Raw genomic sequence first — 21,694 nt, forward strand, 5'->3', positions numbered from 1 at the left:
CGGATTTTGTAATTTCAATATTTTCAACGAACTAAATTTCAAGTTGCAAAGTTAACAAAATATTATTTAGAATAGTTCTAAATAAGATGATATTCTGGGACTACAACGGACACCAATTACTTATATAACTGTATATCTGCACATTATGGTATTTAGAACGATTCTGTATAACGTCATATGCCTAATTATCAGATAGATAAAATTTTCATTATTTTATTAATTTTGGAAAAATGCTCAAGTTGGGTTAAAACACGGAAGAGAATCTGTTAAAAAGATGTATGAAAATACCTATGCAAATTCTGATAAGTCAAAAAATGTGGACTATTGGGAAGAAATTTTGATTATCTCAAATGGCAGGAAACTAAAAGACGAAAGGAAGTTTTAACTCCAACTATTTGTAACCATACTTCACAAAACCATTAGGGATCAAGTTCCTCAAAAAGCCCATTGCAGAGCCAAAACTTGTCATAGAAAATGGCTGCTCAAACTCTAACCGAAAAACAAGCACGAGTATATAACAGGCAATAAATTCAAGTGGGACGAAAGCGGTATTTGAAATAAAATTTACTAATACTGTCAAACTCTTATTAGTTATCAATGTTTGGATAAAAAATAACCGCAAAACGCCAAAAAGTTTTATGTTTTGGAATATTGCGGTTAAAATTCAAAAGTTTATAGTTTTTCTGTTTCCAAACCGATTATTTAACAATACTCATCTGCTTAACTTTGCTACCTTCCTGTGTAATAAGCTTATAAAAATAGCGACTTGCCGGCAAATTGATATTTTCAAAAATCATCGAATGATATCCTTTTTCCATATCTTTTGAAACAACTTTTTCAACGATCTCACCTAAAATATTATAAACAATCAATTGTACATAAGATTTTTGTGGAATATAAAATCTGATTTCAGTGGATTTGGAGAATGGATTTGGATAGTTTTGAAACAGTTGTAAATGCAAATTTGATTTGTTGAAATCTAAAATTTTCATTCTGCCGGCTATTGCAATTTTGTTTGTCTCGTAAGAGTTATTCCCTTCAATCCAATTGTGAATTACTACAATTTTTTCGTTTGACATTACAGAATATTCTACTGAATTATTTTGCCAAATTTTAATAGAGAATTTTTCATTATCAATTAATCCATCGGTCTCAATGGAGTAATCATCGTTTCCCCATATTGTAATATATGTATTTTCATTTTCGAAAACCGAGGCACCAACCAATTTTCCTGATTCTGTGAAAACACCAATTTCATCGCCGATTTGTGGAAAAAATGCCTCTCCAAAAGCCACACTTTCTTCTATTACATTCAATGGAATACACAATGTCATGTTGTGTCCGGTGTTAAGAACATCTGTAAAATGTTTTGGATTTTTGACATTCACATCTGATTTTGAAAAACTGCTTGTATTAGCCGGATACGAAAACTGAACTGCATTTTCAAGTTTTATTTGGTAGCCTTCACCCGGATTCATATTTCCTATAGAATTCAGATTATAAGTTGGCCAATAAATATATCCAAGATAATTTTTTGCAATCACAATTTCGCTTACTATTGGGCTAAACATGTCTGCAATTGGAGCAGCAGATTGTCTTAGATAACCAATTATGCTCCATCCTGCGACAACATTTAACGGGGTCAGTTCCGGCACAACAGCCACTCCCATAACTTCTAATGTTTTGCTTGTGTCCATTTTTATTTGATAGCCTTCGCCAATCGCCAAATCACCAATACTATTCAAATTATAAAGTGGCCAATATATCATCCCCAAACCGCTTTTCACTATAATTACATTTGATGAAATGGAAGTAAAAACACTATCGACATTCGGAAATGTTGGAATTATATAAGTTGAGAATATACTCCAACCATCAGGAAATGAAAGTATTTGACTTTGATAGCTTGTTGCCGCTAATGTTGCGATCCCACTAATTCCGTTCGTAACGAAATATCCTGTATTTGGAAAACCAACAGTTTCGTAAGTGGCTACTGCATTGGTTTCCACACCAGTAGCTGCTTGCCATATTTTCCATTTAAATTCTTCAGCGGCAGCCATACCATCGTTTCCTACATCTTCGCCCCAAACGGTAATAGAAGTTGTTGCTTCTGTCCATAAAGTATAACCTGCACATGCAAGAGTGCCTAAGGAATCGTAAAATACACCGAGATAGTCTCCAACAAGTGCCGGATTACCATCAATGATGATTGATGCCTGCTCAGGAATAAGTATAGTGTGATTATTTGCAGTTATTGTAAAAGTCCAGGGAGCCACATTTACTGATGGCTCAGAGATGACAATGGACATGGTTAAAACACATCCTGCAATATCGGTAATTATTACTGAATAAATACCTGCAGTTAGATTGAAAATATCTTCAGTAGTCTGATTATTACTCCATTGGAATGAATATGGTGGTGTCCCGCCGGTAACAACAAGGTCAATTGCTCCATCGTTTCCTCCAAAAATACTAACATTAGTTGCCACAAAAGTGGCTGTAATGTTGCATGGATTATATCCAACATATATTGTTTCGCAGAATGTACTCGTGCAATTGTCTGCCGTAGTAATTGTCAGGCAAACAGTATTATAGCCCCAATTGCTCAACCAATAATTGTTAATTGGATTTTGGTCTGTTGAAGTTTGTCCATCGCCAAAATCCCAGTACCAGCTTATGATTGGTGTGGGCGATTGAGAAATATCGACAAAAACAACAGGGATTATTTCAGGAATTGGCGAAAACACAGAATCCGTGAATGCTATAAACTCAGCCTGACAATTTCCTGATGAACCAACTGTAATATATTCGCAATAAGTGTCATAGCACCCAATTGCTGTAGTTATTGTCAAACATACATAAAATGATCCGGTGTATTGAAATGTATGAATCGGGTTTTGCTCAAGACTGTTAGTTCCATCGCCAAAATCCCAGAACCATGAAATAATCGGAGACATAGTTGCTGAAGAATCAATAAATTGATAGCAATTCAAACAATTTACAGTTGTTTCAGGATAATATCCAAAATCTGAAATGCAATTTCCGGGCACTACTGTTACAAAAATCGAATCGCAGTAGGTATCGCTACACCCATTTACAGTTGTAATAGTGAGGCAAACATTATAGATACCGGGAATCATATTGAAATATCCATGTGATGGGTTTGGGTCAGTAGAACTTTGTCCATCGCCAAAATCCCAGTACCAACTTACAATATCGCTTGCAGGTTGAGACATATCCATAAATTGGAAAAAATCCATACTGAGAACAGGCATATTTAATGGATAATAAATATATTCAGCTTCACAAATCGGAGGATTTCCAATTATAACTACAGTGCAAAATGTGTTAGTGCATGAAGAGCCTCCAGGACTTGCTGCAACAATAGTCAAACATACATTGTAAGAACCTATTCCCGGGAATGTATGCACCGGATTTTGTAATGTTGAAATCGTGTTATCCCCAAAATCCCATTGCCATGAAATTATCGTACTTCCCGGTATTGACATATCTACAAAATTAACAATGTTCGGATTCATTATAGTTGAATCAAAATAATAATAAAAATCTGCTTGACAGTTTAGAGAATTACCGACAGCTATCATTTCACAATAAGTGTTAGAGCACTGAAGGTTTCCATTTACATCAATAGCCACAATTGTTAAACACACATTGTAATTTCCAGGATATGTAAATGTATGAATTGGATTTTGAATAGTTGAAGTAGTTCCATCTCCAAAATCCCAGAGCCAACTACTTATTGAAAATCCTGTGCTTGTTGAAGCATCAACAAAATTTAAAATATTAGGATTTACTGTATTTGGGTCAATATAATAAGTGAAATCGGCCATACAATTGTTCGGAATAATTCCAACAAAAATAGTATCGCAAAAAGTGCTTGTACAAACAATGCCATTTGGACTTGCAGCAGTTATAGATAAACAAACATAAAAAGGACCCGAACCTGAATAAGTATGAACCGGATTTTGTAAAGCAGAACTTGTGTTATCGCCAAAATCCCATTGCCATGAAATTGTATTGTTTGCAGGGGTTGACAAATCAACAAAATTTACAATATTCGGATTTGTTGTTGTTGAATCGATATAATAATAAAAATCAGCTTGACAATTTTGCGGATTTCCTACTGTAATAATTTCACAATATGTGCTTGTACATCCAACTATACCTATTGAATTTGCTGTTGTAATCGTCAAACAAACATTATAATTTCCCTGTGCCGAAAACATATGATTTGGGTATTGTAAAGTTGATATGGCTCCATCTCCAAAATCCCAAAACCAACTATTTACAGGAAATCCAATACTTGTTGAAGCATCGATAAAATTAAAAACATTTGCTCCTGTTGAGGAATAAGTATAATTGAAGTTTGCAATACAAGTGTTCGGAATTGTTCCAACAAAGATTGTATCGCAAAAAGTGCTTGTACAAATAATGCCTGATGAACTTGCAGCAGTAATTGTCAGGCAAACTGAAAATGGTCCTGAACTACTATATGTGTGAACTGGATTTTGTAAAGTAGAACTTGTGTTGTCGCCAAAATACCATTGCCATGAAATTGTATTATTTGCAGGTATCGACATATCCACAAAATTCACAGTATTCGGATTGCTGGTTGTTGAATCAATATAATAATAAAAATCGGCCTGGCAATTTTGTGGATTTCCAATTGTGATGATTTCACAATTTGTTGACGTACACAAAATATTTCCATTTGAACTATACGACATTATTGTCAGACAAACATTATATGTTCCCTGTCCTGAAAAAGTATGAGTTGGATTTTGCATTGTTGAAGTTGTTCCATCGCCAAAATCCCAGAGCCAACTACTTATTGAAAATCCTGTGCTTGTTGAAGCATCAACAAAATTTAAAATATTTGGATTTACTGTATTTGGGTCAATATAATAAGTGAAATTGGCCATACAATTGTTCGGAATAATTCCAACAAAAATAGTATCGCAAAAAGTACTTGTACATCCACTCAAAGTTGTAATTGTCAAACATACTGGATAAATCCCTGGCATCAAATTTATATATCCATGAGTAGGATTTTGTAAGGTAGAACTTGTCCCATCTCCAAAATCCCAATACCAACTTGCAATTCCATTTGCAGAACTTGACATATCGAAGAAATTAAATACATCTAAACTTAGAGGTTGCTGCAAGGATGTATCTGGGGAAAACACAAAATCGGCTTGACAATTAGAAGTTTGTTCGGTAACCGTAAATATCTTCTGATTTAGCGGAATATAATCACCAACATAATTTCCCGAAAAACTGACATTATAAATTCCGGCAGGCAAATTTCCAAGCAAAACTGTGCTTGTGTAAGGAACCAAAACTGTAAGTCCCATACCGGTAGATCCAACTGATACATCTACATTCACATTATAACCAGAGATGCTAACATATACATCATAAACTACAATATCGGTGGAAGACAAATTTCCTGACAAACTTAGAGAAACTGCATCAGCCGTAGTTGGATTAGATGGTGCAATAAGCAAATTGTTAAGATAAAAGTAGGTTTGAGAAAAAGATAGCTGACTGAGTGAAATTAATAAAATCACTAATAAAAGTCTAATTTGTTTCATAATCATAAGGTTTTAGTTAATAATATTTTAAGAAAAGTGTATTTTACATCATCTATTTCATTTTTTATACAAAGGCTTTAATATTGACAAAGTGTTATTGGCATAGGTTACGTCTATTGGCAAATTGAAAATTGTTTCATCATATATGTCTAAATAAATTAGCTAATATAAGAAATTATTCTTAAGTTTCAACAACATTTTTATATTATTCTCAAAATTTTCAATAACACCTACTGAATAGAATTATTTGAATAATTGCAAATATATTCGTAACATTTTCTGATTGCGTGAATTTATATTCTATTTCAGAAGGAACTACAATTTGTTTTTTCTCATAGAATAATTACATACTTTTGAAGACTTTTTTAACAATAGAGTATTATGATTTTAATAGGAAAATTACTTCTTAAACTGATTGGATGGAAAACAGTTGGTTCTCTTCCTCAAGAAAAAAAATGTGTAATAATTGCAGCTCCACACACAAGTAATTGGGATTTTATAATTGGCAGACTTAGCTATTTAGCCTCGGGCAAAAAAATATTTTTTCTAATTAAAAAGGAGTTTTTTTTCTTTCCTGTTGGCGGAATTTTAAGAAAACTCGGCGGAATACCCGTTGATAGAGGGCGAAAAAATAATACAATTCAGCAAGTAGCAAAACTTTTCAACGAACAAGATGAATTGTTCCTGACCGTAGCACCCGAAGGCACCAGAAAAAAAGTAAAACGCTGGAAACGTGGGTTCTATTTAATTGCAAAAAGGTCGAATGTTCCAATTTACATGGGAAAAATAAACTATAAAACTAAAGAAATTGGATTTTTTACAAAACTTGAAACAACCGACGATATTGAAGCCGACATGAAAACGCTGAAAAGCTTTTATAAAAACGCTTGTGCCAGGCATCCCGAAAAATTTTCGGCAGAATAGACATTTAAAAAATATAATAAAACATAGGTTTTCTACAAAAAAAATAAAATTAAGAAAAATGAACAAACTAAAAATCACATTAATACAATCAGATTTAGTTTGGGAAAATAGAGAAGAAAATCTAAAAAATTTCTCAGACAAAATCTCTCAAGCTGAGGAAAAGGTCGATATAATAATTTTGCCTGAAATGTTCACCACCGGATTTTCAATGCAATCGAAAAAATTTGCAGAACCAATGAATGATGTTTCAATGAACTGGATGCATCAAAAAGCGAAAGAAAAACAATCTAGTATTGTTGGAAGTTTAATAATTGAGGAAGACAAAAATTATTACAACAGACATATTTGGATGAAACCAGATGGCAAATATCAATTCTACGATAAACGACATTTGTTTCGAATGTCGGGCGAACATGAACATTTTACTCCCGGAAATAAAAGGCAAATTGTTGAATTTAAGGGATGGAAATTCTTGTTGATAACATGTTACGATTTGCGATTTCCTGTGTGGTGCCGAAATACTGAAAAATATGATGCCATGGTTTGTGTTGCAAACTGGCCAGAAGTGCGAAAACATGCTTGGACAACTTTATTGCAAGCACGAGCAATTGAAAATCAAGCATATGCTATAGGTGTAAATAGAATTGGAAAAGATAACAGAAATACAAAATTTTCTGGAAATTCTGTCGTTTTCGATCCAAAAGGAAACAAACTGACGAAATCGATGGAAAATGAAGAATATATTGAAAGTACTGAAATATCTCTAAACGAACTGAATGATTTCAGAAAATCTTTTCCTGTAGATTTAGATGCAGATAAATTTGAAATATCATAAGTTTCAGAAAATTTTTTGAAGAATATCAATGAAGAAGTTTTACAAAATCCTAAAATATATTTTCCCGTATTGGAAAAATGCAAGTGTGAATATGATTTTCATTTTGCTTTCAGTAATTTTCGGATTGTTTTCGTTTACAATGGCAATTCCCTTTCTCGGGATACTTTTTGAAAATCAAGAACTTATTACTGAAAAAGTTGTATTCGAATTCAATTTGGAATCCATGCAACATAATTTCAACTATTATTTGAGTCAAATAATTATAGAAAAAGGAGCGAAAGCTGCACTGGTTTTTGTGTCTATAATTATGGTAATATTTGTTCTTCTGAAAACTTCATTTCTTTATTTTGGGAAATATATAATGGCACCTCTTCGAAATGGTGTGGTAAAAGACATTAGAAACAAAATTTACAATAAAATTCTAAATCTTCAATTATCATATTTCTCTGATGAGAAAAAAGGCGACATTATGTCCCGAATAACTAACGATGTTCAAGAAATTGAAGTATCAATTATTCGTTCGATAGATGTGCTTTTTCAAGTTCCAATAACAATTATAATATATATTGTTGCACTTTTTGTGATGAGTTTCGAGCTTACTCTTTTTGTTTTAATATTGCTTCCGGTAACCGGATATTTAATTGGTCGTATTGGAAAAAGTCTTAGAAAAAAATCATTTCGTGCCCAAACCAAAATGGGAGTTTTGCTCACAATAATTGAAGAAACTTTATCTGGATTACGCATTATTAAAGCTTTCAATGCCGAAAAAAAATCGAAAAAGAAATTCGAAGATGAAAACCATGATTACACCAAAATAATGATTTCGATGTGGCGGCGGCGAGATCTGGCAGTTCCTTTAAGCGAGTTTTTGGGGACAATAGTTATTGTAATACTTATGTGGTATGGCGGCTCAATGGTTTTGAACAATCAAAGTAGCTTATCATCGCAAGAGTTTATTGGTTTTATCATAATTTTTTCTCAAATAATAAATCCGGCAAAAGCTTTAACATCTGCTTTCTACAACATTCAAAAAGGGATGGCTTCTTCCGAAAGAATTGAAAAAATTCTTGAAGCTGAAACAACAATTGTTGAAAAAGAGAATCCCCTTGAAATTAAAGAATTTAAATCTTCAATAGTTTACAAAAATGTGCACTTCAGATATGATACTGAGAATGTCTTGAAAAACATAAATCTAACAATCGAAAAAGGAAAAACAATTGCTTTGGTAGGACAGTCTGGTTCTGGGAAATCAACTTTGGTAGATTTGTTAGCTCGCTTTTATGATGTGTCGAAAGGAGATATTCTTATTGATGGACAGTCGATTAAAGATTATAAAATTGTTGATCTTCGGAATTTAATGGGAAATGTTAATCAAGAATCAATATTATTTAATGACACCATTTTCAATAATATCTCTTTTAGTTTTGAAAATGCAAGTTCGGAGCAAGTAATTTCGGCTGCCAAAGTTGCAAACGCTCACAATTTTATTGAAACTACAGAAAATTCATATATGTCGAATATCGGCGACAGAGGCAACAAACTTTCGGGCGGACAAAAACAAAGAATCAGCATTGCTCGGGCGGTTCTAAAAAATCCACCAATACTAATTCTCGATGAGGCAACCTCAGCTCTCGATACAGAATCGGAACGCCTTGTGCAAGATGCCCTAACAAATCTAATGAAAAATAGAACCTCAATTGTGATTGCTCATAGATTATCTACCGTTCAATTTGCCGATGAAATATGCGTTCTGCACCAAGGTGAAATTGTTGAGCGAGGCAAACACAAAGATTTAATTCAACTCAATGGAAATTATAAGAAGCTTCACGACCTTCAAATGTTTTCATAGAATCAAGTCTTAAATCAATTTTCCAAAAATATCTTTTTCAAAAAAATACCCAATTTATTAACATGAATTCAAAAAGAGTATCAGACAAAAAACCAGATTGGCTTAAAATAAAACTTCCCTCAACAAAAGAATATGCTCCTATTAAAGAAATAGTTAAAAGAAATAAATTACATACTATTTGCGAAAGCGGAAATTGTCCAAATCGAGCAGAATGCTGGGGAAGCGGAACAGCTACATTTATGATACTTGGGAATATTTGCACACGATCGTGTAAATTTTGTGCGGTTGAAACCGGAAAACCTAAACCCATTGACGAAACCGAAGCCGAAAAAATTGCACAATCGGTGAAGACAATGAATTTGAAACATTGCGTAATAACTTCGGTTGACCGAGACGATCTTAGCGATGGTGGAGCTTCAGCTTGGGTGAATACAATCAAAGAAATTAGGCGAAAAAATCCGAACACTACTATCGAAACTTTGATTCCCGACTTCAAAGCTAAAATAGAAAGTCTTAAAAAAATTATAGATATTAAACCGGAGGTTGTTTCTCACAATTTAGAAACTGTAGAAAGGCTTAATAAACTTGTCAGAAATCAGGCAAACTATGAAAGAAGCTTGAGTGTTTTGAAAACTTTAAAAGAAGCTGGGATTTTAACAAAATCAGGTATAATGCTTGGACTTGGCGAAACTCAGTCCGAAATTTTAAAAACAATGGACAACTTGCTTGAGGTTGGATGTCAGATTTTTACTCTTGGACAATATCTTCAACCAACAAGAAAGCATTTGGCTGTGGAAGAATATGTAACACCCCAAAAATTCGACGAATACAAAAATATTGGATTGAAAAAAGGGTTTAAAATTGTTGAAAGTGGTCCATTGGTCCGATCTTCCTATCATGCCGAAAGTCATCTATTTTAGATATTCGACATAAAATAAAACACTAAATCAAAAAAATCTAATTTTAGTTTTTGTTGATGTATTTCTTGTTTGATTTTCAAAATTATAAAATAAAGTATAGCTAATTTTGTCAATTTCTATTTGTCAATCTATTTTTAGATAAAAACTAACATTTCCAAACTAAATAATTCAATCTTAAACTTAAGAAAATTAACATCTTACAAAATTATTTAATAATTACGGTTTAAAACTTCAAAATGTTTTTTTTAAAAAAAAAATTGTACTTTTATAGCTGAATTTATTATGAAATTTTGATGTAAAATTAATAAAAATAATTATGAAGAAAATTCATCTACTATTAGTTTTTGCAGTAGCAATATTGGGAGGTATCATCTATCTCGCCAGTTCGAATATCAATGTTAGCCCACATTATATTCCTCGTATCGATTCAAAAATCCATAAAAGCAAAAATATTAAAGCAGCTATGGAATGGTTGAATCTAAGAAAAGCAGGCAATAAAGAAGGAATAGTTGATTTAGCGAAAGTTAGAGAAGCAGAGCAAAAAGTTAAAGCTATGCGTTTGCAAAAAGGAACTTCCTCTATCAACCTTAATTGGGTTGAAATGGGTCCCGACAATATTGGAGGAAGAACGAGAGCTTTACTGATAGACAAAGACGACCCAAACAAAATGATTGCAGGTGGCGTTGCAGGCGGAATCTGGATTTCTACTACTGCCGGCCAATCATGGTCTAAATATAATGATCTTGCCGAAAATCTTTCTGTTGCCTCAATTTGTCAGGCTGCTAACGGCGACATTTATGTTGGAACAGGCGAAGGTGCTTTTGCTGGTTATTATGGAAATACCACAGCAACAAACGGAATGAGAGGACAAGGCATTTGGAAATCGACCGATCGTGGATTAAGTTTCAACAGATTACCTTCAACATATGTTGAAAATATTGCCGAAGATACTGCATTAGTAAATGCAGCATTTAGCACAGTTAGCGAACTTGCTGCCGATCCTACTGACGCAAATAAAATTTATGCTTCGACTACTCGAGGCTTGCTTGTTTCCTATGATGCAGGAGATTCATGGTCGAATCCAATTTTCATATCAGAAACCAGCCAAATAAATGTTTCAGATCTTTCAAAAGATGTTGCTGTAGCCTCAGACGGAACTGTAATTGCAGCAGTTGGAAATAAAGGATATATTTCTGCTGATGGTAGTTCACGTTCATTCACAAAAATCTCAGGAAATACAGATAGCCTTTTGCTTCCAAACTCAGGAATTTCCAGAATGGAATTTGCATTTGCTCCAAGCGATCCTAATTTCATATACTGTCTTGCTGCTCAACCAGGCGGTACTTTAGAAAATATATACCAATCTACAGATAAAGGTATTTCATGGAATGTAGTAGGACAAGGTGGTTATGCAGAATTTCAACCACTTGGAGATCAAGGAGAATATGATGCTGTAATTGCAGTTTATCCAGACGATAAAAACAGCGTATTAGTTGGTGGACAAGGAAATGTTTATAAAGGAACATCGCAAGAAGGCACCGACGAATTCTATTGGGAAGCTAAAACTGAATGGTATTTTGAAACTTCCAGCTTGTTATATGTTCATGCAGATCAACATGCAATAGAATTTCACCCAAATTATAATGGAACAGACAATAAAATTGTTTACATATCTTCAGATGGTGGAGTACACCGTTCGGATTACGCCGGTGAATATTGGCAAACTATGAATAAAAATTATAACACCGTTCAGTTCTATGCTGTTGGTATATCAGGAGATGGACGAGTTATTGGTGGAACTCAAGATAATGGAACACAATATATTGACTTCTTAGGGAATACAGACCAAAATTCGGTAGAAGTAACCGGAGGTGATGGCGGATATGCAGAAATTTCAGAATTGGATCCAGATATTTCTTTTTCAACATTATATTTTGGAGATTTATTTCGTTCAGCTTTTAGAACTGAAGGATACGGAAGTTTCTATTCAAGTAACCTTTCAGGAAAACATAACATTGGAACATCAGACGGAGGACCAAGAGGAGGCTGTTTTGTTACACCAATTGCTCTTTGGGAATCATTCTACGATGAGTATAGCAACGATTATGTATCGTACATAAACGACACAATATTTTTCAGCACCTTTCAAGATTGGGACGAGTTTTATGCCGAACTTATGGCAAATCATCCTGACGCTACTATTGATACTACAATTTCATATAGTCAGCAAAATGTTCTCACATTGTCGTGTGCAGTAACATTCCCAGCAGATGATATGTTAACTACCGAAAGTTTAACAAATGATCTCCCACTTGATTTTACACTTTCAGAACAATTATTACCCTCAGATACAATTTGGGTAAAAGACACATATCAGTCATTGTTTGCAGTTGGACTAAACGGAAATGGTTCGAATGGCGGCGATGGAGGGAAATTATGGGTTACTCGTCAGGCTCTAAATTTTGCAGCATTACCTGCTCCAGCCTGGTATCAGGTTCTCCCTGAAAATTACAACGGATCTGCTTTTGGTGAAATTCAAGACATTGTTATCTCCAAAGATGGAAATTATATTTATTTTTCAACTGATAACAACAGAGTATATAGAGTCTCAGGTCTATTATATGCCAGAGAAGCTGCCGAATATAATAACGATTCATCTGACGTAATAAAAACTTCCCTATTAAAATCATTCAATACAACAGTTACTAGTATTTCAATTGATCCGAACGATGCTAAAAATATAGTAGTTACTATCGGTGGATATGGCGAAGGTGTGCATATTTATTATTCATCCAATGCTACACAATCACCTGCCAACAATGTTAGTTTTTCTGAGAAACAAGGTAATCTGCCATTTATGCCTGTATATTCAGCCATTTTGAATTGGAAAGATGGTGCCCAAGTAATGATTGGAACCGAATTTGGAGTTTACTCAACCGAAGATATTACTGCTGATGAACCGGTTTGGGTTGATCAAAATCCTAATGGATTTGCAAATGTTCCTGTTTTTATGCTACGTCAGCAAATTCAAGAAAACAGATGGAAACCATTAATAAATAATCACGGCTATATTTATGCTGCTACTCATGGCAGAGGTTTTTTCAGAGCCGAAAATATGGCAGGACCTACAGCTATTAAAGAAATTGATGATTACAGTACTATCGCAGTTTCTGAAATTACTGTTTTCCCAAATCCAGTAAGTGATCTTGCTACGGTAAAATTTTACTTAAACGAAAGAAGTGAAATTTCAATAAATGTTTATAATTTGAATGGACAAATTGTAAAATCTGAAATTATAAACAATCAAACTAAAGGAAATCACAACTATTCATTTGATGTTGAAGATTTGAAATCCGGAACTTATGTTTTAATTCTTACTACTGAAAATCAAAAATATTCTACAAAATTCATTGTAAATAAATAAACGATTTTATAATAATGGGAAGCCCCATCCTAAACTGGATGGGGCTTTTTTATTTTCAAATTTTCATTTCAATTTCTCTACCAAAAATTATTGGTAAATTTGGTTCTGAATGTCCCGCATCGAAAGCAAAGCATACAGGATATTCATATTCACTTACAGCTGCGGCAATTATCTCATATGCACTTTTTCCAAACGGAATATTATTATCGTTCATATCGTCCATTCCGCCAACGATAAGACCTTTTAGAGAGGCTAATTTTCCAGAAACTTTCAGATTCATCATCATCCTGTCTATGTGATATAGATATTCGTCGAGGTCTTCAATAAATAATATTTTGTTCTTTAATGAAATGTCAAAATCTGTACCTCTCAGGCTATATAAAATCGATAAATTTCCACCGACTACCGGGGCAGTGCATGTCCCTTTTCTGTTAAATTTATGTTTTGGAAAATCGCATTTCAAATCTTCGCCCTTCAAAGTTTTCATCATTTTTTCCATTGAAATTGTGATTGTTTCATCATTTGGAAAATTTATTGGCATGGTAGCATGAAGAGTTTCAATCTCTAATTTTTCATGAATAAACGAATGTAAAACAGTAAGGTCGCTGTATCCGACAATCCATTTTGGATTTTTGACAAATTTCTCGAAATTTAAATAATCAATAATTTTAATAGTCCCGTAACCACCTCTTGCACTAAATATAGCTTTAATAGAAATGTCATCAATCATTTCCTGAAAATCTGCTGCACGTTGTTTATCTGTTCCAGAAAATTGATTTTCCGATTGAAAAATATTTTTCCCCAATACTACTTCAAATCCTTCCTTTTTAAAAAAACTGATTGCTGGAATTAGCTCTTCATATGAAATTTTGCGAGCAGGTGCAACAATTCCAATTTTGTCGCCTTTTTTCAAATATGGGGGTGTTTTCATTAAAGATGGAATTATTCAATTATTCAAAGATGGAATTATTCTTTTTTCTTAGAAAACTTGCTTTTAATCCATCGTGGCAAAATAAATGCACCTATAAACAAATAAGGATAATAAGTTGTTAATCTCCATAAAAGAGCCATTGAAACGGCAAATCCAAGAGGAATAAAATCGGCAAGGTATCTCGAAAAAACAAACTCAGCAAATCCGCTACCACCAGGCGTTGGGCTCACCAGCATCATTATCCACATTACCAATTGACGTGCAAATATTAAAAAATGATCGTTCACTACAAAAAATGCTAACAACAAACTATTTACAACCCAAAAACGAGATGTCCAGGACAGAAAGGAAGCAAAAAATGCTTTTACCCAAAAACTTATCGATTTAGTTCTTAATTCTTTTGAAGTTACAATTATATCTGATCCTGCCTGATTTGCTTGTTGCCGCCACTTCCGTAAAAAGGGCAATCTGAAAACCTGCAACAACAACCATTTTATTGCTCTCGGATTTACGAACAGCCCATAACTCAAGAAAATAGTATATACCAGTTTCAATGAATATCCGACAACGGCAAAATAGAAAAATTCATTTGTGAACGAAATAACCTCTGCTCCTACTTCGCCAATCGAAAATAATTCTGAAATTTGCACAACTAGAAACAAAAGAGGAAACATTATCAAAAAATATATTTCATCTAAAAAAGAGGTAGTAAGCACAACCGCCGTGCTTCTTCCTACACTTAATCCTTCTTTGTTTATGTATAAAACTGCAATACTTGTTCCGCCAATTGCCGAAGGAGTAACTGCTGAAGTAAATTCCCACAGCATTATAATGTTGAATGTTTTTCGCCAATTTAGCGATTTATCCGAAAGCACTCTCAATCTAATCATATAGCCAATATCTCTCACAGCCATCATTATGAGCGAGACCAAAAGCCACAAAACTGAATATCTTGTAAATTCAATTATTGAAATGGCTTCAACATCAAATTCCTGATAAAGCATAAAGGCAACAACAATCAATCCGATTAGCATAGGATAGATTATTTTGTTTATACGAACTTTTTTCAGTAATTGTGGAGTATTATCAGTCATTCAATAAAATTATATTGTGCAAAAATAAATATTTATCCTTACAAAAATTGTAATAAATTGAAAAATGTATAGTGCATTTTTAAATGGATACAATCTCTACAAAAACAATATTAATTATTAACTGCTTCAAGTTCGAATAGCGATTACGCGAAATATTTGCTTTTATATGATTTTTTTAAAGAATCATTTGTTAAAATTAGAGTTGTATTTTACTGAATATCAGCATTTAAATTCATGTAAGAAAAATAAATTAAAATATTTAGTACTATGTATTGCATATATCTATTTAATATATATATCTTTGCAATGTAATATTCTTTGTAAGAAATAGTACTATAAGAATAATTGTTTTTTGAAATATTAATTATTAACCAAAAACTGTAAAGATGAAAATTGAGAATACTAAAGCTCAGATGAGGAAGGGAATTTTAGAATATTGTATTCTTTCAATATTATCGAACCACGATGCTTATGCTTCAGATATTATAAAAAAAATGAAAGAGGCAAAGCTGATAGTTGTTGAAGGAACGCTTTACCCTCTGCTCACACGACTGAAAAATGCAAAACTTCTGTCTTATAGATGGGAAGAATCTTCGCAAGGACCGCCTCGGAAATATTATGAAATTACAGATTTAGGAAAAATGTTTTTATCAGAACTCGACACATCGTGGAAAGCGCTGGTAGAAGCAGTGAATCTGATAAATCAGAATTAAAAAATTTCTTTAATAAAATTTAAATAATAATAAGTTAAAATAAAACCCAATGAAAAAGACATTCACAATAAATGTAAGCAGCATTATTTTCCATGTCGATGATGATGCGTTTGAAATTTTGCAGCAATACTTATCTTTGATAAATAACAGATATGCTGGAAGTAGCGAAGGTAAAGAAATTATTGCTGATATTGAAGCCCGAATTGCCGAATTGTTTAACGAAAAAATTAGCGACTCGAAACAAGTTATCAATATTGGAGACGTAAACTGCGTTATCGACATTTTGGGCGAACCCGATGAATTTGAGGACGATGATACAGAAAGCCAGGACTCGAAAAAAACAAAACAGAGAGTTATTACTTCAGGCAAAAGACTTTTTCGGGATCCGGATAATAGAGTAATAGGTGGCGTTTGCGGTGGTTTAGGTGCATACTTTTCTATCGATCCGGTAATTTTTAGAATAATTTTCATTTTTGCAACCTTAGTTTACGGAAGCGGCCCACTCATTTATCTAATTTTATGGATTGCAGCTCCTGTAGCAAAATCAACTGCCGAAAAGCTTCAAATGCGCGGCGAAAATGTTACCGTTTCAAATATTGAGAAATCGATTAGCGAAGAGTTCACCGAAGTAAGAAATAAATTTAAAAACTTTAAACACACAAAACAATATTCTCAATCGAAAAACTTTTTTAACCAACTGCTTTCAATTACAGGCAATTTTCTAAATATTATTCTAAAAATAGTGATTATAACTATTGGCATTTCGTTTATTGTATCCGGAACGATTATTCTATTTGCTTTGGTAGGTGGAACAGTTTTCGACAATAGCTTCTTCTTTCCGCCGGCATGGGGAAATTTTGATTATCCACCCTACGAAATGTTTTATGTTTTGGCAGATCCTACAGTCGTAAATTTACTGTTTCTTGGAATTATCTTAATTATTGCCATTCCTGTTTTAGCAATTTTGTATGCTGGTGTAAAAATGATTTTTAAGTTTAAATCTAACAACAAGCTTATCGGATTAACAGCTCTTTCTCTTTGGTTATTAGGCATAATTCTTACAATTATAGTTTCCGTAATGGCAGGAAAAGGCTTTAATTCTAAGGCAAGTTTGTCGAAAAACATATATCTAAAACCTGATAGTGCCGATGTTATTTATTTGAAAATGAAACCCGACACACTATACAATTCTTACGAATATATCGATCAATTGATAGATTTCGATGAATTAATATTAACTTCGAGCGACTCAAAAAGAAAGTTTTTTATCAGGCCTGAATTTGAAATTAAAAAAAGCAGTACAGCAAATTATGAGATGGAAATGAGATTCCGTTCAAGAGGAGATGGCAAAAAAGATGCAATTCAAAATGCTGATCATATAATTTACAATTGGTCTCAAAAGGATTCATTAATACTTTTCGAGCAATATTTTACTCTTCCAGACGATTTTTTGTGGAGATACCAAAGCCTTGATATAACTTTAAAAATTCCAGAAGGAAAATCGGTCTATATAGAAAAAAGTATGGACGAGATTATCAACGAATATAATGTAAAAACTCCTGATTGGACACGGAAAATCTATAACAAAAAAATGATAATGGATTATGACGGATTAGTTGAATATTAGCATTATTCAATTGAAAATAATCAATTTATGGTCTGCAAACAAAGTAAGTGTTTAGTTCAGGATGTTCGAGTTCAAGGCTTGCGAAGGCTTTAAAATCAAGGCGTTTGCATTTGCAAATAACTGTTTTAAAGTCTAACCAAACGTAGAAATCGGACATTATGACAAACACTATTTAGTTCAGAGATAGAGGGAAAACATCGCAAAGCGAAATATGATTAATGCTGTTTTTTATGTCTTTTATACAAGGAAGTTGAGTGTTCGAAATCAAATCGAGAATTGAAACAGAGGCATTGCAGATATGAAAAATCGCATTATTCATTCTTATTTTTTTCGAGATTTCGCTTAAAAGAATGAAACTTTCGCTATCTATAAAATCTATTCCTTTAAGGTTCAAAATCACTGTTGATATATTCTTTTCGAAATAAATATGCAATTCGTTTTCAATTTTTCTTAAGTGTGCTGAATTAAATCTTTTCGCTTCTTTGAATGAAATTAAAAGCTTGTCTTCCACTACATCTATAACTAACATAATAAATAGAACATTTAATTTTAAAAGCCGTGAAGATAAATCTTAAATTTTAAATTGCAAATTGCTCATATATTTTTCTTGATTTTAACATAAACAAAATTTGCTGCAAGGGAAATATGATAACATTCATTACCAAGTATTTTTGTAAAAATACAATTCTACATATCAGTAATTGTTAAAATGTTCCAATTCCACAAGAAAGAAAATCTAATAAATCTTTGTAAATTAATTGTCTAAGAATTGGGAATAGTTAAAAAACATAGTCTGATTTTCAAAACCACCCTATCTACTCTTTTGTCTGCATAATTAATATACATTTGTTTCAATGATTATTGATGCGATGTTGAACAATTTTAAAATATGCTTAATTCCTAACTTATTGAAAAGGAATAACACTGATATTAGCGATAATGCAGTTAAAAGCAATTGCACCAAACATGATTTATGCAACTATTATATTTCAACTCTTGTCTAAATGACCAAAATGATTTCATGAATAAAATACATTCACTATATATTTTTCGTTCAGGCCTATTTTACTAAAGCCAATTAAAATTTAGTAATATTAATTAATCACAAATAAATTATCGATTTATGAAAAAACTATCCGGACTATTTTTAATATTCGTTTTCACAATTTTCAGTTTTTCTGTAGTTGCACAAGATGTTTCTACAAATCTGAAAGAAAAATTTAAAGTTTATGGCAACTGTGGAATGTGTAAAAGCAAAATTGAAAAGGCTGCCAATTCTGTTGAAGGAGTGAAAAGTGCCAAATGGAATGTTGAAACCAAAAAAATTATAGTAAAATTTGATAGCTCAAAAACAACTAATGAAGCTATTAAAAAAGCAATTGCTAAAGTAGGATATGATACAGAAGAATTTAGGGCTAAAGATGAGACATATAATGCCTTACATAGTTGCTGTAAATATGACCGACCAGCAGTGAAGAAAAACAAATAAATAATAATTCAAACTTTAACAAAATGAGAAAATCAATAATTTTAATATTAAGCATTTTATACGCTGTATCAATATTTTCACAAGAATACGCAACTGACTTTACAGTTGATGATTGTGATGGGATTTCCCATAATCTTTTCAGCGAATTGGATGAAGGAAAAGTAATTGTAATTACCTGGGTAATGCCTTGTTTTAGTTGTATAGGACCTGCAATGGGAGCTTATACAGGAGCTATGAGTTTTGAGAATTCACATCCCGGGCAGGTATTATATTATATGTGCGATGATTATGCCAATAACAGTTGTTCATCAATAAGTTCATGGGCAGGAAGTAATAATATGGGAGAAGCCGATGCTTATTTTTCACATTCCGATATAAACATGAGTGATTATGGCTCAGCCGGAATGCCAAAAACAATTGTGGTTGGGTGTATAGAACACAAAGTATATTATAATATGAATTACTCTGCCAATGGTATAGAAGATGCAATTAATGAAGCATTGCTTGATTGCAATATTGATACTAGTACTATTGATACTAGTACTATTGATACTAGTAATACTAATTTAGTTAATGAAATTGGTAAAAGTAGTTTTGGTTTGAACATGTTTCCAAATCCTGTACAAAATACAGTTACTGTTTCATTCGAAATGATTGAATCATCAATGGTAACTATAGATGTTCTAAACTTAACAGGAGAAACTGTGCTAAATATGTCAAATTCATTTCAAACTGTTGGATCTATTGACATACAGTTCAATACAGATATATTAAGTAATGGTTGCTATTTTCTGAGAATTCAATCAGAAACAGGATTTGAGATTGCAAAATTCTCTGTTGCACATTAAGGGTTTATAAATAAACTATCCATCTGTACTTGTTCTTTTGTCCATTTTCTTCGTTGTAAAAGTATTAAATAAACTGTGGCTATTCGCAACTTTTACGCCTTGAAAATAAACAAAATATATTCGTACATTTTGAATACTTTATTTATTTACAAACCCTAAGTTGTGATTCAACGAAAATTCAATATTTTTTAATTGGCGTTTTCTAATAGCCACTTATTTATTTAAAAATACATACCAGAGGTATGTGAAAATTAATTTTATGCGTATTATTTTTATAGTAGTTTTAGGCCTATTTGTATTTTTTGATGGAAATTCTCAAGGTTGTTGTTCAGGTGGAAATGGGAGCCCTATTGCCGGTGGATTTTCACAAGGAGTTTTAAGGGCTAAACAAATAGAACTGGCAGGTAATTTCAGGTATTCGAGCAGCAATAAGTTTTTTGTAGAAGATAGGGATACTTTACCATTGTTTGATGAATTAAGTAGTAAGTACTTGTATTTGAGAGCAGGATATGGAATAACCAAGAAGTTAACAATGGAGCTTTCTTTTGGGTATTTTTTTGATAAGAGACTGGTTGAATTGAAAGATCGTAATCTTGAAGATCTTCATTCATCAGGTTTTGGAGATTTATTAATTTTTCCAAGATATGATGTATATTATAAGTCGTCAGCTTCAAGAAAAACAGAAATTACTATTGGCTTAGGGTATAAGATCCCATTAGGCTCAAACTCTGATTCATCAGTTGTTTTTGTTAGTCCGGAGGGAGAAAAATATTATGCAATTTCTGCACCAACAGTACAACCCTCCAACGGTTCACAAGACATTATTTTCTATTTGTTTGCTTTGAGAGCATACCCTTTAAAGAAGGTAAACTTTTTTGCTAATGCTTTATTTATTAAAAAAGGGTATAATTCATTGGGGCAAAAATTTGGCAACTATACAAGTGTGGGATTGTTTGCAAATAAAACATTTTTTACAAAATTCGGACTTACAACTCAACTAAAAGCTGAATGGATTGGAGAAATCAAATCGGCAAAAAATATTGACCTAATTGCCTATTATAATCTTGACCCAAATTCTACCGGATCAAAAAAACTGTTCTTTATACCTCAGTTAAGTTACACTTTTAGACAACTTACTTTTTTTGGTTTAGCCGAGATACCAATGTATCAATATGTTAATGGAAATCAGGTAGGTTCTGAACTTAGTATAACATTTGGTTTATCATATCGTTTCAGTAAGTTCTGTTCCGATCCTGTTTTGTTAGATGAACCTATAAAATCTGTTAATTAACTTTTCATATCGGAAATACTTAATTCAATTGTATTGAAACTTTGTAGTGCATTTAAGTAAATGTTATGTTAAAATTTCTACTATTTCTTTGTTACAAATCAGTGTACTGAATAGTTATTATGATAAGGCTTCAA

The 21,694-nt window shown here is 32.6% G+C and carries 14 protein-coding genes; 10 read left to right on the forward strand and 4 right to left on the reverse strand.

The features are described from left to right. Positions 1-698: 698 nt before the first annotated feature. Complete coding sequence (locus HN894_07980; GenBank protein MBT7143262.1) at positions 699-5,615, reverse strand: PKD domain-containing protein; 4,917 nt, start codon at positions 5,613-5,615, stop codon at positions 699-701. 381 nt (positions 5,616-5,996) lie between these two features. Here HN894_07980 and HN894_07985 point away from each other — a divergent pair, with 381 nt between their 5' ends. The 5 genes from HN894_07985 to HN894_08005 all read left to right on the forward strand — a co-directional run bounded on the left by HN894_07985 (position 5,997) and on the right by HN894_08005 (position 13,567). Further along, positions 5,997-6,539, forward strand: coding sequence for a glycerol acyltransferase (locus tag HN894_07985; protein ID MBT7143263.1), 543 nt, complete (start codon positions 5,997-5,999; stop codon positions 6,537-6,539). 58 nt (positions 6,540-6,597) lie between these two features. Next, on the forward strand, positions 6,598-7,374 hold the full coding sequence (locus HN894_07990) for an amidohydrolase (GenBank protein MBT7143264.1): 777 nt from the start codon (positions 6,598-6,600) through the stop codon (positions 7,372-7,374). Positions 7,375-7,402: 28 nt separating this feature from the next. Beyond that, on the forward strand, positions 7,403-9,223 hold the full coding sequence (locus HN894_07995) for an ABC transporter ATP-binding protein (protein MBT7143265.1): 1,821 nt from the start codon (positions 7,403-7,405) through the stop codon (positions 9,221-9,223). A 62-nt stretch (positions 9,224-9,285) separates the two neighbouring features. Then, entirely contained in the window at positions 9,286-10,143 is an 858-nt protein-coding gene (gene lipA, locus HN894_08000) for a lipoyl synthase (protein ID MBT7143266.1), read from the forward strand. Positions 10,144-10,459: 316 nt separating this feature from the next. Further along, on the forward strand, positions 10,460-13,567 hold the full coding sequence (locus HN894_08005; protein MBT7143267.1) for a T9SS type A sorting domain-containing protein: 3,108 nt from the start codon (positions 10,460-10,462) through the stop codon (positions 13,565-13,567). 55 nt (positions 13,568-13,622) lie between these two features. Here the strand turns inward: HN894_08005 and HN894_08010 are convergent, their stop codons facing one another. Both HN894_08010 and HN894_08015 read right to left on the reverse strand, forming a co-directional pair. Beyond that, entirely contained in the window at positions 13,623-14,498 is an 876-nt protein-coding gene (locus HN894_08010) for an LD-carboxypeptidase (protein MBT7143268.1), read from the reverse strand. A gap of 35 nt (positions 14,499-14,533) precedes the next feature. Beyond that, positions 14,534-15,592, reverse strand: coding sequence for a flippase-like domain-containing protein (locus HN894_08015; protein ID MBT7143269.1), 1,059 nt, complete (start codon positions 15,590-15,592; stop codon positions 14,534-14,536). Between the two features lie 386 nt (positions 15,593-15,978). Here HN894_08015 and HN894_08020 point away from each other — a divergent pair, with 386 nt between their 5' ends. After that, positions 15,979-16,305 (forward strand): PadR family transcriptional regulator, encoded by a 327-nt coding sequence (locus tag HN894_08020; protein ID MBT7143270.1) that lies wholly within the window; start codon positions 15,979-15,981, stop codon positions 16,303-16,305. Positions 16,306-16,354: 49 nt separating this feature from the next. Then, positions 16,355-17,932, forward strand: a complete 1,578-nt coding sequence (locus HN894_08025; protein ID MBT7143271.1) for a PspC domain-containing protein — start codon at positions 16,355-16,357, stop codon at positions 17,930-17,932. A gap of 172 nt (positions 17,933-18,104) precedes the next feature. Here HN894_08025 and HN894_08030 read toward each other — a convergent pair whose 3' ends face one another. After that, positions 18,105-18,461 carry an STAS domain-containing protein gene (locus tag HN894_08030; GenBank protein ID MBT7143272.1) on the reverse strand — a complete coding sequence of 119 codons (357 nt, stop codon included), beginning with the start codon at positions 18,459-18,461 and terminating at the stop codon, positions 18,105-18,107. A gap of 594 nt (positions 18,462-19,055) precedes the next feature. Between HN894_08030 and HN894_08035 the strand changes: the two genes are divergently transcribed. The 3 genes from HN894_08035 (at position 19,056) to HN894_08045 (ending at position 21,560) form a co-directional block, all read left to right on the forward strand. Continuing rightward, positions 19,056-19,421 (forward strand): heavy-metal-associated domain-containing protein, encoded by a 366-nt coding sequence (locus HN894_08035; protein MBT7143273.1) that lies wholly within the window; start codon positions 19,056-19,058, stop codon positions 19,419-19,421. A gap of 23 nt (positions 19,422-19,444) precedes the next feature. Next, on the forward strand, positions 19,445-20,269 hold the full coding sequence (locus HN894_08040) for a T9SS type A sorting domain-containing protein (GenBank protein ID MBT7143274.1): 825 nt from the start codon (positions 19,445-19,447) through the stop codon (positions 20,267-20,269). A 259-nt stretch (positions 20,270-20,528) separates the two neighbouring features. Continuing rightward, positions 20,529-21,560 carry a hypothetical protein gene (locus HN894_08045; protein MBT7143275.1) on the forward strand — a complete coding sequence of 344 codons (1,032 nt, stop codon included), beginning with the start codon at positions 20,529-20,531 and terminating at the stop codon, positions 21,558-21,560. Positions 21,561-21,694 lie beyond the last annotated feature (134 nt).

It is taken from the genome of Bacteroidota bacterium, assembly GCA_018692315.1.
Classification (GTDB): domain Bacteria; phylum Bacteroidota; class Bacteroidia; order Bacteroidales; family JABHKC01; genus JABHKC01.

Coding starts and splice junctions, on each gene's coding strand:
- lipA (MBT7143266.1), top strand. CDS start 9,286: ATGAATTCAAAAAGAGTATCAGACAAAAAACCAGATTGGCTTAAAATA.
- HN894_07990 (MBT7143264.1), top strand. CDS start 6,598: ATGAACAAACTAAAAATCACATTAATACAATCAGATTTAGTTTGGGAA.
- HN894_08020 (MBT7143270.1), top strand. CDS start 15,979: ATGAAAATTGAGAATACTAAAGCTCAGATGAGGAAGGGAATTTTAGAA.
- HN894_08015 (MBT7143269.1), bottom strand. CDS start 15,592: ATGACTGATAATACTCCACAATTACTGAAAAAAGTTCGTATAAACAAA.
- HN894_08035 (MBT7143273.1), top strand. CDS start 19,056: ATGAAAAAACTATCCGGACTATTTTTAATATTCGTTTTCACAATTTTC.
- HN894_07985 (MBT7143263.1), top strand. CDS start 5,997: ATGATTTTAATAGGAAAATTACTTCTTAAACTGATTGGATGGAAAACA.
- HN894_08025 (MBT7143271.1), top strand. CDS start 16,355: ATGAAAAAGACATTCACAATAAATGTAAGCAGCATTATTTTCCATGTC.
- HN894_07995 (MBT7143265.1), top strand. CDS start 7,403: ATGAAGAAGTTTTACAAAATCCTAAAATATATTTTCCCGTATTGGAAA.
- HN894_07980 (MBT7143262.1), bottom strand. CDS start 5,615: ATGAAACAAATTAGACTTTTATTAGTGATTTTATTAATTTCACTCAGT.
- HN894_08005 (MBT7143267.1), top strand. CDS start 10,460: ATGAAGAAAATTCATCTACTATTAGTTTTTGCAGTAGCAATATTGGGA.
- HN894_08030 (MBT7143272.1), bottom strand. CDS start 18,461: ATGTTAGTTATAGATGTAGTGGAAGACAAGCTTTTAATTTCATTCAAA.
- HN894_08010 (MBT7143268.1), bottom strand. CDS start 14,498: ATGAAAACACCCCCATATTTGAAAAAAGGCGACAAAATTGGAATTGTT.
- HN894_08045 (MBT7143275.1), top strand. CDS start 20,529: ATGCGTATTATTTTTATAGTAGTTTTAGGCCTATTTGTATTTTTTGAT.
- HN894_08040 (MBT7143274.1), top strand. CDS start 19,445: ATGAGAAAATCAATAATTTTAATATTAAGCATTTTATACGCTGTATCA.